Origin of the sequence: Arthrobacter sp. NtRootA1, from assembly GCF_019976975.1 — a bacterium.
Lineage (GTDB): Bacteria > Actinomycetota > Actinomycetes > Actinomycetales > Micrococcaceae > Arthrobacter > Arthrobacter aromaticivorans.
The window spans coordinates 2,911,716-2,926,880 of sequence record NZ_AP024630.1 but is presented as its reverse complement, the minus strand read 5'-3'; the positions used below and the strand labels follow the sequence as shown (position 1 = coordinate 2,926,880).

Below are 15,165 nucleotides of genomic sequence, written 5' to 3'. Positions count from 1 at the left end.
CTTGAAGTGACTACCACATCTACTACGGCGCTGGACCCCCAACGGGTTCAGCGCCGTACTGTTTTCCTGCTCAGCTCGGCCCAGCTCCTCAGCGGAATTGGTAACGGCGCCACGTTATCCATTGGATCGCTCCTGGCCGTGGATCTGTCCGGATCCGAGGCGTGGGCGGGATCGATCACTACTGTATTGACGCTCTCGGCCGCGTTGTCTGCTTTACCGTTGGCCCGGCTGGCGGAGGCGCGTGGACGGCGGTTTGGCCTCGTCTCGGGCCTGATCGCCGCCATGATCGGGGCGCTCCTGGTGATGGCATCCGTGGTGGGTGAATCTTTCCCCCTGCTCCTGCTCGCGGCCGGTTTTCTCGGCCTTGGTACAGCCGCCAACCTTCAATCGAGGTTCGCCGCCGTCGACCTCGCCCACGCTGAGCACCGCGGCAGGTCACTGTCCACTGTTGTCTGGGCAATTACCATTGGCGCTGTGGCCGGTCCAAACCTCATCCAACCTGGTGCAGCAGTGGGGGCCGCGTTGGGCCTGCCGCCCATTGCCGGGCCTTTCGTTTTCTCGGCTGCAGGTCTGTTCCTGGCGGCAGTGCTGCTCTTTGCCGGTTTGCGGCCCGACCCGTTGCTGCTGGCACGGCGGCTGGCCTCCGAGACCGCAGGCATGGGGACGCTCCCAGTTAGGGGCACTATCCGCTCCGGCCTTCAGGCTGTTCGTTCCTCGCCCCGCGCCATCCTTGCGCTTGCAGCCGTGGTCGCTGCCCACGGCGTCATGGTGGCCATCATGTCCATGACCCCCTTGCACCTGCAGCAGGTGGTAGGCGGTTCACATGCCGGCCATCACGGCGGAACAACTGACAGCACGGATGCTCTGGTGCTCATAGGGCTGACCATTTCGCTGCATATCGCCGGCATGTTCGCCCTGTCGCCGCTCTGGGGTTGGCTGACTGACAAAGCCGGCCGCATCCAGACCATCGCCATGGGCCACGGACTGCTGCTGGTGGCAGTCCTGATCGCTGGAATCGGTCAGCAGGAGCCCGTGCTGGTCACCACTGGGCTGATCATCCTGGGACTTGGGTGGTCCGCCGCGACCATTGCCGGGTCCACCCTCCTTGCGGAGAGCATCGCCGAAGAACAAAGGGTAACCGTGCAAGGCGTTTCCGATACGCTCATGGGCGCGGCGGGTGCAACGGGCGGCGCTACGTCCGGACTTGTCCTCGCCTGGCTCGGCTACGAAGGGCTGAATATAGCCGCCGGCCTGCTGGCAGCCGTAATGCTGGCCTTGACGGCCGCCGCCGCGGCCCGGGTGCGCCGTTCAATCCCCGTGTAGGAACGCGTTGGGTTAGCGGGAACTCCGCACCAGCCCGATTAGCCGCCTGAAGATGCCTTCGCCGTCTTCCCCGATGCCGTCATGGTGGAAGTCGTCCGTGACCCAGGTCTGAAGCCCACGGACTGCCGCGGCGGTTTCCATTGAGAGGTCATGGTCCACGTAGATATCGTCTTTGTAGACGGCGGCCGCTACTGGAACCTTGTTGACCGCCAATTGCTGGTGGTCATACAGGGGACACCAATCGGACTTGGCCGCCAGCAGGGCCGCGACGTCGCGGAGCGGGATCAGTGCCGGATCCTGTTCGAAGTACCAGGGGTAGACCATTTCTCCCGTGAGCAGCGGGGCTTCAGCTCCCGGTTTGAACTCGGGGAATTCTTCCAGCACGCGCCACGCTGCCCAGTCCGTGGCCTCGCCCTGCCCGTAGATCGATTCATGAAGGACCGCGTACAAGGGGTTCCCTGCTCGGCTGACCAGGCTCCGCACTTGCTCCAGGAACGCCTCCGACAGGCGATCGCCCAAAGGTGTTTCGATGAAAGCGTCCTCCAGGAGGTAGTGCAGGGAGTCCACCCGGGTGTTGCCGCCGAGGAACGATCCCACCATCTGGAACCGCTCGGGCGTAAGCCGTTCTCCGCTGGCCAGGAACTCCTCATGCTGTTCGAGGTGACGGACGATCCTGGTGACAGTTTCCCGGTCTTCCGGATACCAGGCGAAGTACTCCGCGTTCCGCTCCGCCACCCGGCGGAAAGTGGCACGGTAAACGCGCTCGGCCGGGCCGTGCAGCGGAGCAAGTCCTCCCGTGATGAGGACCTCCCGCAGCCCTTTCGGGGCGTACGACAAATACGTCAACGCGCAGAATCCGCCAAAGCTCTGACCCAGCACTGACCACGGTCCGGAATCCAAGGCATGGCGGATGAACTCGGCGTCAGCCACGATCGAATCAGCCCGGAAATGCGTGAGGTAATCGGCCTGGGCTGCGGCGTCGCCCCGGAGCACCAATGACTGTCGCTCCACAGGCGTGGAAAGGCCCGTACCGCGCTGGTCCAGCATCAGGATCCGAAAATCCTTGGCCGCTGCCTTCATCCAACCTGAAAGGGAAGTGACGCGGTTCCCGCGCCCGCCAGGTCCACCTTGGAGGAACAGCAACCATGGAAGCTTGGCGGCCTCCTCCTCCGAGTACTCGGTGGAGGAATACTCCCGTGCAAACACAGTGATCGTTTCGCCAGCCGTCTGGTCATCCGTGGCGGAAATAGCCGAACCATGGTCCAGGGGGACCGTGAAGTAGTGCTCGGCGGTCCGGAGGCCTCGGAATTCGTGCCGGGCGCGGATGCGGTGGGTGTCGGCCAAGGCTCGCACTTCAGCCATGGGCAAGAGCCTTGTTACCGTTACTGGCACCTGCCCCGAACGCTTCCAGCGCTTCGCCGGTCAGCCTGAACGTAGACCACTCCTCCATGGGGAAGGCGCCAAGGTTCTTGTAGAACTTGATGGACGGTTCGTTCCAGTCCAGGACGCTCCATTCCACCCGGGCATAGCCGCGTTCGACGGCGGTCGCGGCCAGATGCTGCAGGAGCGCCTTGCCGTGACCCTCGCCACGCGCGTCCGGAACCACGTAGAGGTCTTCCAGGTAGATGCCGTGAACACCTTCCCACGTTGAGTAATTCAGAAACCACAGGGCAAAGCCCTGCACCGTACCAGCGTCATTGGAGGCCATGTTCGCGAATACCCGCGGGTTTTCTCCGAACAGTGCTTCGGTCAGCAGTTCGGGGGTATTCCTGACGGCGTCGGGTTCCTTTTCGTAGATCGCAAGATCGTGGATCATGCGCAGTATTGTGGGAACGTCTTCAACGGTGGCAGGGCGGATTACACTCATGCTTCCGAGCTTACTAGGGGCTGGACCGCCTACCGCCAACGTAGTGCGGAGGAACCGTACGTGACGGGCGGTTCTTGATAACCAACGGGGACGCCGTCCACCGTGATGGGCGGGCCGACGTACCGGAGACGGCCGTAGGGGCTGTCTACCTCGTGGTACTCGGGCTCGGGCAGGTCGACGTCAGTCGCGCTGACCGTCGAAAGGAGAAGTAGCTCTTCCGCTGTCCGGGCCAGTGAAAGCCGGGCAGTTCCACCACGTCCCGTACCGAGTCGCTGGGCCAGCAAAGCGAACACTGCCGCCGCCAGGCCGTAACCCGTGGCGTGATCCAGCGCCTGCACCGGTAGCGCGCCAGGCCTCCACCCGCCGTCGTCGAAATGGCCATATCGATCAGCTATGCCGCATGCTGCCTGCACCAGGCTGTCAAAACCACGTCGTCCCTGCCAGGGACCTGCGTGGCCCCATGCGCTCAAGGTCACTACTACGAGGTCGGCGCGGCGCAGCAGCAGCGCACCAGGCGTCAATCCAAAACGATCCAGACCGCCGTCGCGATACCCCATGACCACGACGTCTGCCGTCTCCAGGAGACCCATGACCGCGGTCAGATCATCCGGATTCCGGAAGTCTGCTTCAGCGCTGCGCTTGTCAAAGCCCGAGTCAATGAAGGCGTCTGTCAGCTCCGGGAGGTGCGGAGGGTCTATCCGGAGGACGTCCGCGCCCAGCGCGCCAAGTAGCCGGGTTGCCACAGGGCCGGCAATGACCCGGGTCAGGTCAAGGACTTTCAGACCTGTCAAGGGGCGGTCTGGAACCGCGGAAGGAACCCACGACGACCGTCGGGTTGCTTTCGCGGACGGTCCAAGGTGATCGAAACTGATCCACGGCCCCTCACTGGCCGCTTCAAACATAGGGGAGTCTGTCCACTCTTCCCTGGTACGGACGGCGGCAGCTACGCCGTTGTTGCCAGTGATAAGGTGTTCGGCTTCCAAAGACGTCATACCTAGTAACGCGCGGTCCACGTGGGCAGGTTCGCTGGCCGAGACCGCTTCCATCAGTCGGGCCGCGTGGTGCGGGTAGTTGGCGTGGAGGCGGATCCAGCCATCAGCGGTTCTTCGAAAACCGGACAAGGGAGCGAACCCTTCAGGTTTCTGGCCACCTATGCGCAGGTGCCCCAGGGAATCGAACGCAGCTGCAGTGGGCCAGGCGGCGACAGAATACCTATGCATCGATCCCGTCAAGGCGTTCAGGGCCGTAGCCGCAGCCTGTACCGCGCCCAAAGCCAGCCCTTCCACGTCCAATGCAGGAATGCCATCTGGGGAGCCCCACCATCGTCGCGGTCCGGTCCAAGAAGCCGTGGGTTGTGCGCTCATTACCTCCAGCGCCCGCAAGCTGCTGCCGAGATCGGGGACGGATTCCATGGGACTTCCTTTAAGCCGGTGGAGCTGGACTTGGGAGCCGGTTGACCCGGACTTGGGAGCCGGTTGGCCTAGAGCCGGTTGACGTTCGTCACGCGGACCACAGCGGTGCCTGTCTCATCGGAAGCCGCTAGATCCACATCGGCGGAGATTCCCCAATCGTGGTTTCCGGCGGGGTCATCGAAGATCTGGCGTACCCGCCACGTGCCGGGTTCTTCGGTGATGATGAGCAAGCCGGGGCCCCGGGCATCGGGTCCCGTGCCGATGTCGTCGTGTTCATCGAAGTAGTCGTCCAGAACCTCTTCCCAGCGCTCGGCGTCCCAGCCGGCGTCGGCATCCAGCTCACCCAGGGCGGCAGAGTCTTCGTCCGCAAAGAGCTCCACCCTACGGAACATTTCATTCCGGACCATGACCCGGAAAGCCCTGATGTTCGAGGTCAGAAGCGGCGGCGGTGGCGGGGGAGCGTCATGTGGTGTCGGCATTAGTCCTGAGGTGAGCTCCTCCCACTCATCAAGGAGGCTGGAGTCCACCTGCCGGACAAGTTCACCCAGCCAGGCGGTGAGGTCTTCAAGGTCCTCGCGCAGCAAGTCCTGGGGCACCGTCTGCCTGAGTGCACGGAATCCATCCGCCAAGTAGCGCAGGACGATGCCTTCGGAGCGGGCCAGTCCGTAGAACTGCACGAACTCTCCGAAGTTCATGGCACGTTCATACATGTCGCGGATGATTGATTTGGGCGCAAGCTCGAAGTCGCCCACCCATGGGGCAGCTTTTCGGTACACCTCGAAGGCTTCGCCGAGAATCTCCGCCAAGGGCATCGGGTACGTGACGTCGTCGAGCATGGCCATGCGCTGCTCATATTCGATGCCGTCAGCCTTCATGGCCGCAACCGCCTCGCCACGGGCTTTCTTCTGCTGCGCAGAGAGAATCTGGCGCGGCTTCTCCAGCGTGGCCTCGATAACTGAAACAACGTCCAGCGCATACGACGGCGACTCTGGATCCAACAGTTCCAGCGCGGCAAGCGCAAACGGCGAAAGCGGTTGGTTGAGGGCGAAGTTGGCCTGCAAGTGGACCGTCAAGCGGACAGAACGGCCTTCGGTTTCTTGTTCATCTTCGGGAATGCGTTCAACCACACCCGCGGCCAGCAGTTCGCGGTAGATGCCCAACGCCTTCTTCATGAGTTTCAACTGCGCCGGGCGGTTCTCGTGGTTTTCACTGAGCAAGCGCCGGGTTGCATGGAAAGGATCTCCCGGGCGCTCCATGAGATTAAGGAGCATCGCGTGGGTGACCGTAAAGCTTGAAGTCAGGGGCTCCGGGACCGAGTCCACCAGCCGCTTGAAGGTTGATTCGCCCCAGGAAACGAAACCTTCCGGTGGCTTCTTCTTTACCACTTGGCGAAGCTTCTTCTGGTCGTCGCCGAACTTTGCCGTGGCCTTTGCCATGGCCTTGGTATTCTCCACTACGTGATCCGGAGCCTGGACCACCACGGTGCCGGCGGTGTCGTACCCAGCGCGACCAGCACGTCCGGCAATCTGATGGAACTCACGCGGGTTGAGCACCCGTGTGCGTACGCCGTCGTATTTGCTCAAGGCCGTCAACAGAACCGTCCGGATGGGCACGTTGATGCCTACACCCAGGGTATCGGTGCCGCAGATGACCTTCAGGAGCCCGGCTTGTGCGAGTTGCTCCACCAAGCGGCGGTACTTGGGCAGCATGCCGGCGTGATGGACGCCGATGCCATGGCGGACCAGCCGGTTGAGTGTCTTTCCGAAGCCCGCGGCGAACCGGAAGCCTGCGATGAGCTCTGCAATGCGGTCCTTTTCCTCCCGGCTGCACATGTTGATGCTCATCAGGTTCTGGGCACGCTCGATCGCTTCTGCCTGGCTGAAGTGCACAACGTACACGGGGACCTGCTTGGTGGAGAGCAGTTCTTCCAGGGTCTCGTGGACCGGAGTGAGGTGATAGTAGTAATGCAGGGGAATCGGACGCTCGGCAGAGCTAACGGTAGTGGTAGCCCGCCCGGTGAGTTCAGTGAGGCCGGCTTCGAAACGGCTGACGTCGCCCAGTGTCGCGGACATGAGCAGGAACTGGGCCTGGGGAAGTTCAAGGAGGGGAACCTGCCAGGCCCATCCGCGCTGGGGATCGGAGTAGAAGTGGAATTCATCCATGATCACAGCGCCAAGTTCCGCGGAAGCTCCCTCGCGGAGGGCAATATTGGCCAGGATCTCAGCGGTGCAGCAAATAATCGGCGCATCCTGGTTTACGCCGGAGTCACCCGTAATCATGCCAACGTTTTCGGCGCCGAAGATGTCGCACAGCGCGAAGAACTTCTCCGAGACCAAAGCCTTGATGGGAGCGGTGTAGTAACTGCGTTGGCCACGGGCCATGGCCTCGAAGTGGGCTGCAATGGCGACAAGCGATTTACCCGAGCCAGTGGGTGTAGCCAGGATGACGTTGGCGCCGGAGGCGAGCTCCATGATGGCCTCGTCCTGAGCAGCGTACAACTGCAAGCCGCGGCCTTCTGTCCACTCAACGAAACGGGTATAGATCTCGTCCGGACCCAACGGGTTGGAGGGGGTGGAACCAGGGAGCTGCTCAAGAAGTTTCATTGGTTTCCAGCTTAGTCCCCGGACGGTTTAGGCTCGCCCCAGCACTGTTGCCAAACGCCAGGAGGCTTATATGAAGTGGGATCCGTCCAAGTATGTGGAGTTCGGCAATCACAGGGACAGGCCGTTCCATGACTTGGTGGCCAGAATCCAAGCTGCGTCGCCGCGGAAAGTGGTGGATCTTGGATGCGGCCCCGGTAATCTCACATCCACACTGGCTGTCCGCTGGCCAGATGCCCGCGTAATCGGCCTCGATTCCTCTGGCGAGATGCTGGCGAAGGCAGCTGGACAGGCCCGGAAATTCGCCAACTTGGAATTCGAGCAGGCAGATATTGCTGACTGGCAGCCTGACCAGGAGACCGACGTCGTGGTATCCAATGCCGCGCTCCAGTGGGTTCCCGGGCACCAAGCCATGCTCGGTCACTGGCTAGGTGCACTGAAACCGGGTGCCTGGTTCGCCCTTCAGGTGCCGGGAAACTTCACATCCCCTTCGCACGCGCTCATGAGGGAGCTCGCCGAGTCACCCAAGTGGTCCTCCCGCCTTGGCGGCGTTCTTCGGCATGATGGCGTCGTGGGCAGTCCCGCGGACTACCTGGGTATTATGCTCGACGCCGGGTGTGCAGCTGACGCTTGGGAAACCACCTACCAGCAGCTGCTGCCGGGCAAGGACCCGGTCCTTCAATGGGTGAGGGGCACGGGACTTCGGCCGGTGCTGGCAGTCCTGTCTCCTGGCGATGCCGCCGACTTCGAGCAAGAATATTCTGCTTTGCTGCGCGAGGCATATCCGGCCACAAGCCACGGGACGGTGTTCCCGTTCCGGCGCATCTTCGCCGTGGCCCGGAAAGACGCATGAGCCGGCAGGACCTGTTGCCGGGCGTAGCAATTCAATTTCAAACCGTCGGTGGCTTGTACCCTTTCCGCGTCGCTGGTCTAATTCTCGGCATGGACCATAGACGCTTCATTGAGCAGCAATCGCCCGGATGGCTTCCGGTACCTGGCCGGTGTTCGCGATGACTGCCATGGACGGCTTTCCAGGGAACTGGAGGCCCAACACCAGCAGCGGAGTTGCCCTTTTTGAGCAGCTGAGGCTGCGCATCATCGAACTCGCAGACTCCGGCGTCCTCGCAGTTGGAGCGAAGCTCCCGCCGGTGCGCAACCTGGCGGGAGTGTTGGATGTGGCCCCACATACGGTGGCCCGCGCCTATAAGGAACTCGAGGCTGCCGGCGTCGTCGCTACCAGGGGACGCAACGGCACCATCGTGTGTGCCCGGGATGACCGCTGGGGCGCGCTTGCTGAAGTTGCCGCCCAGTACGCTGCTGCGGCCAAGGCCCAAGGAGCGTCGTTCGCGGAAGCTGTACAGCTTCTTGCGGCCGCATATGACGCTGATTGATACCGATCAGTAGCATGTGAGGCACGACATGGAAATTCGAAGAAGTTTTCGATTAGCATTGGTAGGTGCCCAAAGCCTTAGCTGAAGATGCAGCCATCGATGCCCTGAAGAGCGTAGCCGTCGTCTCCGATATCAAGCCCACCCGGCCGGACCTGTCCCGGCTGGTAGTCAAGGGCGCGCGGGAACACAACCTGCGCAATGTAGATCTGGACCTCCCCCGGGATGCGATGATCGTGTTCACGGGCCTCTCAGGTTCGGGCAAGTCCTCCTTGGCTTTCGATACGATCTTTGCCGAGGGACAGCGGCGCTACGTGGAATCGTTGTCCGCCTATGCCCGCCAGTTCCTGGGCCAGGTGGACAAGCCGGATGTGGACTTCATTGAGGGCCTGTCGCCGGCGGTGTCGATCGACCAGAAATCCACCAGCAAGAACCCTCGCTCCACCGTAGGCACCATCACGGAAATCTACGACTACATGCGTCTGCTCTGGGCGCGCGTAGGCCGTCCGCACTGCCCGGTTTGTGGCGAGCCCATCGCCCGGCAAACCCCGCAGCAGATCGTTGACCAGCTATTGGAACTGGAAAAGGGCACACGATTCCAGGTTCTCGCTCCGGTGGTTCGCGGGCGCAAGGGTGAATTCGTTGACCTCTTCAAGGAACTGACGGCCAAAGGCTATTCGCGCGCCCGGGTGGACGGTGAACTCGTACAGCTCAGCGAGCCGCCCAAGCTTGGCAAGCAGTTCAAGCACACCATCGAGGTGGTCGTGGACCGTTTGGTGGTCAAGGAAGACATCAGCCAGCGGCTCACCGATTCAATTGAAACTGCCCTGGGCCTGGCAGAAGGCCGGGTGCTGATTGAGTTCGTGGACCTTGAGGCCGGGGACCCCGCACGTATCCGTGCTTTCTCCGAGAACCTCGCTTGCCCCAACGAGCACCCCCTGGCCATCGATGAAATCGAGCCACGCTCTTTCTCGTTCAACAACCCCTTTGGCGCCTGCTCAGCGTGCAGTGGCATCGGAACCAGGCTTGAAGTGGACGAGGAACTGATTGTTCCCAACCCGGAGCTTTCCCTGGCACAGGGCGCCATCGCTCCCTGGTCCCTGGGCACCGCCACCACCGAGTACTGGAACCGCCTCCTGGAGGGCCTGGCCCACGAGCTCGGCTTCTCCATGGACACCTCGTGGGAAAAGCTCCCCAAGGATGTCCGGAACACCGTGCTGCATGGCAAGGACCACAAGGTTGTGGTCCAGTACCGGAACCGGTTCGGCCGGGAACGCAAGTACAGCACCGGCTTTGAGGGCGCCATCCAATATGTTCACCGCAAGCACGGCGAAACTGACTCGGATTGGGCGCGGGACAGGTACGAAGAGTACATGCGCCAGATTCCCTGCCCCGAGTGCAACGGTGCGCGGCTCAACCCTGCCTCGTTGTCAGTGTTGATCAATGGCAAGTCGATCGCTGAAGTCGCGGCCCTACCCATGCGTGAATGTGCGTCGTTCCTGGGTAGCCTGACCCTGACCGATCGCGAGGCACAGATTGCCCACCAGGTCCTGAAGGAAATCCAGGCCCGCTTGACGTTCCTTTTGGACGTGGGACTTGAATACTTGAACCTGGAACGTCCTTCCGGGACCTTGTCCGGCGGTGAAGCCCAGCGCATCCGCCTGGCCACGCAAATTGGTTCCGGCCTCGTGGGCGTCCTCTACGTCCTGGACGAGCCATCCATCGGCCTGCACCAGCGCGATAACCGCCGCTTGATCGAGACGCTGACCCGCCTGCGGGACCTCGGCAACACACTGATCGTGGTGGAGCATGACGAGGACACCATCCATGAAGCGGACTGGGTGGTTGACATTGGACCTGGCGCCGGCGAGCACGGCGGACAAGTGGTGCATTCAGGTACATACAAGGAACTGCTGGAGAACAAGGAGTCCTTGACAGGCGACTACCTGTCAGGCCGCCGCAAGATCGATATCCCGGCCAAGCGCCGCAAGTACGACAAAAAACGTGAGTTGAAGGTTGTGGGCGCCAGGGAAAACAACCTGGACAATGTGGATGCCACGTTCCCGCTGGGGCTCTTTACGGCAGTAACTGGTGTCAGCGGTTCGGGCAAGTCAACGCTGGTGAACGAGATCCTCTACAAGGTCCTCGCCAACAAGCTCAATGGCGCCAAGCAGGTTGCCGGGCGGCACCGGAGCGTGAATGGACTGGAGCACCTGGATAAGGTGGTCCACGTTGATCAGAGCCCCATCGGGCGCACACCGCGCTCCAACCCGGCAACGTACACAGGCGTGTTCGACAACATCCGGAAACTGTTTGCTGAAACCACCGAAGCAAAGGTCCGCGGTTACCAGCCCGGCCGGTTCTCGTTCAACGTCAAGGGCGGCCGCTGCGAAGCATGCTCTGGAGACGGCACGTTGAAGATCGAAATGAACTTCCTGCCCGACGTCTACGTTCCGTGTGAGGTATGCCACGGCGCCCGGTATAACCGTGAAACCCTTGAAGTGCATTACAAGGGAAAGACGATTGCCGATGTCCTTAACATGCCCATTGAGGAAGGCGCTGAATTCTTTGCTGCCTTCACCCCCATCGCGCGGCATCTGAACACCTTGGTGGACGTGGGCCTGGGCTATGTCAGGCTGGGCCAGCCGGCCACAACCCTGTCCGGGGGTGAAGCCCAGCGCGTGAAGTTGGCAGCAGAACTCCAGAAGAGGTCCAACGGCCGCAGCATCTACGTTCTGGACGAACCCACCACCGGCCTGCACTTCGAGGACATCCGCAAGCTGCTCATGGTCCTCCAAGGGCTGGTGGACAAGGGCAACACGGTGATCACCATTGAGCACAACCTGGACGTCATCAAGTCCGCGGACTGGATCGTGGACCTCGGGCCGAACGGTGGTTCAGGTGGAGGCAAGATCGTCGCAACAGGCACACCTGAGCAGATAGCCAAGTCCACTGACAGCCACACCGCAACCTTCCTTGCGGAAATTCTGCGCTAAGAGTCCCGAGCTGCCTCGCCGGATGTCTAAAGAATATCCTCAGCACGGCAGAAGTATTCCGGTAGCGGCATGCGAGTTTCAGGCATGCCGCTACTCATGAGAAACTAACCCGGTGACTCAAACAACGGTGCCCGTAATTTTCGATCTGGACGGCACCCTTGTCGATCCAGCCGGCGGTATCACAGGAGGAATATCCGCGGCCCTGCGCGAAATGGACCTCCCGGTTCCGGAACAGGCCGTGCTGAATGCCATGGTTGGCCCCAAGCTCAGCGATGCACTCCTGCATTTAGCGAATGTTCGGGCCGAATTGGTGGATGAAACCATTTCCCGTTACCGGCGGCATTACAGGGAAACCGGTATTGGCCAGAGCAAGTTGTATCCGGGAATCTTCGATCTCCTTGAATTCTTTGCCGAAACGGGGCGGGCCGTTGCCGTTGCAACCCAGAAGCCTCAAGGTATTGCCCGAATTGTCCTCGAGCATCACGGTATTGCGGATTTCTTTGTGTCGATTAGGGGATCTGCCGACGACGAATCGCTTGCGGCCAATTCCGCGCCGGGCAAGATCGGGATTGTTGGCGCAGCCTTGGCGGATCTGCACTCCCAGCCTGCTGTGATGGTGGGGGACCGGCACCAGGATGTCGCCGGAGCAATGGCCAACGGCTTGGATTGCATTGGTGTTCGCTGGGGCTTCGCTCCGGACGGCGAGCTGGAGGAAGCCGGTGCGGTCGCCGTGGTCGGCACCGCCCTTGAGTTGCGAACCAAAATTGAAGAACTTGATGCTGTCCGCGCGGCGGCCCTGAGCGAGGTACAAAACGATGGCAGTCTTTGATGCGATCCGCTGGACTACGCGTGGACTGATCTCCACCACGTGCCGGCCCACGGTCATTGGACTGGAGAACGTGCCCAAAGAAGGCCCGTTCATCGTGGCGCCGAACCACCTCTCTTTCCTGGACAGCGTGATTGTCCAGGCACTGATGCCTCGCCCAGTAGCGTTCTTTGCCAAGGCGGAGTACTTCACCACCAAAGGTGTTAAGGGCGCTGTGATGAAGTCCTTCTTCGAAGCCGTCGGTTCCATCCCCGTGGAACGCGGTGAACAGGCTGCCAGCGTGCAGGCTCTGAAGACCCTGCTGGACATCCTGGAGTCCGGCAAGGGCATTGGAATTTACCCGGAGGGCACCCGGTCCCGCGACGGCATCCTTTATCGCGGCCGCACCGGCGTCGGTTGGTTGGCGCTCACCACGGGCGCACCCGTCATTCCCGTGGGACTGATAGGCACGGAGAAACTGCAGCCGGCGGACAAGAACGCCGTCCGCCCCCAGCACTTCACCATGAAGGTCGGCGAGCCGCTCTACTTCGACAAGACAGGCCCGGACCATTCCCTTCCCGCACGCCGCCAGGTGACGGACAAGATCATGGACGCCATAGCTGCCCTCAGCGGACAGGAACGGTCCTCAAGCTACAACCAAAGCAAGTCGGTGGACTGAGCCACGTGGCGTAGGCTGTCGGTCCTGTTCACTAGACTGGAATCGTGGCAAATCCAGCAAGTTACCGGCCCCAGACGGGTGAAATTCCCACAACCCCGGGCGTCTACCGTTTCCGCGACCCGCACGGCCGCGTTATTTACGTGGGCAAGGCCAAGAACCTCCGTTCCAGGCTGAATTCCTACTTTGCGAACCCGTCCGGGCTTCTACCCAAGACGCATGCCATGGTCCATGCCGCGAGCAGCGTGGAGTGGACCGTTGTGGGCAGCGAGCTGGAGTCGCTACAGCTGGAGTACACCTGGATCAAGGAATTCAAGCCGCGTTTCAACGTGGTCTTCCGGGACGACAAGACTTATCCCTATCTGGCCGTCACCATGGGGGAGAAGTACCCCAGGGTGCAGGTCATGCGTGGCGAACGCAAGAAGGGCACCAGGTATTTTGGCCCCTACACGGCGGGCGCTATCCGCGAAACCATGGATACCCTCCTTCGCGTGTTCCCGGTCCGCAGCTGCAGCGCGGGCGTCTTCAAGCGCGCACAAGCCAGTGGGCGGCCTTGCCTTCTTGGCTACATCGACAAATGCGCAGCACCCTGTGTCGGCCGGGTGACGCCGGAGGAGCACCGGCAACTTGCGGAGGACTTCTGTGCCTTCATGGGCGGGGAAGCCAAGCGCTTCATCAACCGGCTTGAAAAGGAAATGTCGGCCGCCGTCGCGGAACTCGACTATGAGCGCGCAGCACGGCTCAGGGACGACATCATCGCTTTGCGAAAGGTCTTCGAACGCAACGCCGTAGTCCTCGCTGAGGATACGGACGCCGACGTCTTTGCGCTGCATGAAGACGAGCTCGAGGCGTCCGTGCAGGTGTTCCACGTCCGCGGCGGCCGGGTCCGTGGACAGCGTGGCTGGGTCGTGGAGAAAGTTGAAGACGCCACGACGCCGGAACTCATCGAGCACCTGCTGCAACAGGTCTACGGGGAAGACAGCGAGGTCCAGGGCCGGATCCCGCGGGAAGTACTCGTTCCGGAGAATCCGAGCAACCATGCCGAGCTGGGTGAATGGCTGGGCGGGCTCCGCGGGGCAAAGGTGGATATCCGTGTGCCCCAGCGAGGTGACAAGGCTGCGCTGATGTCGACGGTCCGGGAGAATGCCGAGCAGGCGCTGAAGCTGCACAAGACCCGCCGTGCCGGGGACATCACCGTCCGCTCGCTTGCCCTTCAGGAGCTTCAGGAGGCCCTTGAGCTTCCGGTTCCGCTCCTTCGGATCGAATGCTTCGATATCTCGCACGTCCAAGGAACCAACGTGGTGGCGTCCATGGTGGTGGTGGAAGACGGTTTGCCCAAGAAGTCCGATTACCGTAAGTTCTCCATCACGGGGGCGGCGGCAGCCGACGATACCGCCGCCATGCATGATGTCTTGACGCGCCGCTTCCGCCACTACCTCACCGATAAGGCCGCCCAGGTGCCCGTCTCCGGCGAAATCATCAACCCAACCCGTGCGGGCACCGCCGCGGCTACGCACGGAACTGAAGCGACGCCGTCGGACCCCACCATGCCGGCTCCCAAAGCCAAGTTCGCGTACCCGCCCAACCTGGTGGTTGTGGACGGCGGGCAGCCGCAGGTCAATGCTGCAGCGCGTGCTTTGGCTGAGTTGGGCATCGACGACGTCTACGTGGTCGGCCTGGCGAAGCGCCTTGAAGAGGTATGGCTTCCCAACAGCGACTTCCCGGTGATCCTTCCCCGGACGTCGCAGGGCTTGTACCTGCTCCAGCGCATCCGCGACGAAGCCCACCGCTTCGCCATCACCTTCCATCGGCAAAAGCGCGGCAAGGCCATGACGGTCTCTGCCCTGGACGGCGTTCCGGGCCTGGGGGAAGCCAAACGCAAGGCTTTGGTGGCACACTTTGGCTCCCTCAAGAAGATCAGAGCGGCCAGCGTGGAGGAACTCACCTCCGCCAAGGGTATCGGTCCGGCGTTGGCAGCGGCCGTCGTGCTGCACCTGGGTTCCAGCGAAGACGCAGGTGAAGCCGCTCCTGCGGTGAACATGACGACCGGCGAAATCCTCGAATCTTAGCTAGGGTAAGAACTTGACCGGTGGCCGCA

The 15,165-nt window shown here is 61.9% G+C and carries 11 protein-coding genes; 7 read left to right on the top strand and 4 right to left on the bottom strand.

The features are described from left to right. The first annotated feature begins 6 nt into the window (after window positions 1–6). Window positions 7–1,323 carry an MFS transporter gene (locus LDN90_RS13110; RefSeq protein WP_223946074.1) on the top strand — a complete coding sequence of 439 codons (1,317 nt, stop codon included), beginning with the start codon at window positions 7–9 and terminating at the stop codon, window positions 1,321–1,323. Window positions 1,324–1,335: 12 nt separating this feature from the next. Here the strand turns inward: LDN90_RS13110 and LDN90_RS13105 are convergent, their stop codons facing one another. From LDN90_RS13105 to LDN90_RS13090, 4 genes are all read right to left on the bottom strand, one after another. Next, window positions 1,336–2,685 (bottom strand): alpha/beta fold hydrolase, encoded by a 1,350-nt coding sequence (locus LDN90_RS13105; protein ID WP_223946073.1) that lies wholly within the window; start codon window positions 2,683–2,685, stop codon window positions 1,336–1,338. Beyond that, on the bottom strand, window positions 2,678–3,190 hold the full coding sequence (locus LDN90_RS13100; protein WP_216925800.1) for a GNAT family N-acetyltransferase: 513 nt from the start codon (window positions 3,188–3,190) through the stop codon (window positions 2,678–2,680). Before LDN90_RS13100 ends, LDN90_RS13105 begins: the two co-directional genes overlap by 8 nt. A gap of 29 nt (window positions 3,191–3,219) precedes the next feature. After that, window positions 3,220–4,602, bottom strand: coding sequence for a CoA transferase (locus LDN90_RS13095; protein ID WP_223946071.1), 1,383 nt, complete (start codon window positions 4,600–4,602; stop codon window positions 3,220–3,222). Window positions 4,603–4,670: 68 nt separating this feature from the next. After that, window positions 4,671–7,205, bottom strand: coding sequence for a DEAD/DEAH box helicase (locus LDN90_RS13090; protein WP_223946070.1), 2,535 nt, complete (start codon window positions 7,203–7,205; stop codon window positions 4,671–4,673). Between the two features lie 70 nt (window positions 7,206–7,275). Here LDN90_RS13090 and LDN90_RS13085 point away from each other — a divergent pair, with 70 nt between their 5' ends. From LDN90_RS13085 to uvrC, 6 genes are all read left to right on the top strand, one after another. Next, complete coding sequence (locus tag LDN90_RS13085) at window positions 7,276–8,055, top strand: trans-aconitate 2-methyltransferase (protein WP_216925797.1); 780 nt, start codon at window positions 7,276–7,278, stop codon at window positions 8,053–8,055. A gap of 157 nt (window positions 8,056–8,212) precedes the next feature. Then, the gene (locus LDN90_RS13080; protein ID WP_216925843.1) at window positions 8,213–8,593 is read left to right on the top strand and encodes a GntR family transcriptional regulator; all 381 of its coding nucleotides are present in this window, start codon (window positions 8,213–8,215) and stop codon (window positions 8,591–8,593) included. Window positions 8,594–8,658: 65 nt separating this feature from the next. Continuing rightward, window positions 8,659–11,586 carry an excinuclease ABC subunit UvrA gene (gene uvrA, locus LDN90_RS13075; RefSeq protein WP_223946069.1) on the top strand — a complete coding sequence of 976 codons (2,928 nt, stop codon included), beginning with the start codon at window positions 8,659–8,661 and terminating at the stop codon, window positions 11,584–11,586. A 112-nt stretch (window positions 11,587–11,698) separates the two neighbouring features. Next, window positions 11,699–12,415 carry an HAD hydrolase-like protein gene (locus LDN90_RS13070; protein ID WP_223946068.1) on the top strand — a complete coding sequence of 239 codons (717 nt, stop codon included), beginning with the start codon at window positions 11,699–11,701 and terminating at the stop codon, window positions 12,413–12,415. Continuing rightward, window positions 12,402–13,070: a lysophospholipid acyltransferase family protein gene (locus tag LDN90_RS13065; protein WP_216925794.1), complete on the top strand. Its 669-nt coding sequence runs from the start codon at window positions 12,402–12,404 to the stop codon at window positions 13,068–13,070. The genes LDN90_RS13070 and LDN90_RS13065 overlap by 14 nt, the downstream gene beginning before the upstream one ends. A 44-nt stretch (window positions 13,071–13,114) precedes the next feature. Further along, entirely contained in the window at window positions 13,115–15,136 is a 2,022-nt protein-coding gene (gene uvrC / locus LDN90_RS13060; RefSeq protein ID WP_223946066.1) for an excinuclease ABC subunit UvrC, read from the top strand. The last annotated feature ends 29 nt before the right edge of the window (window positions 15,137–15,165 follow it).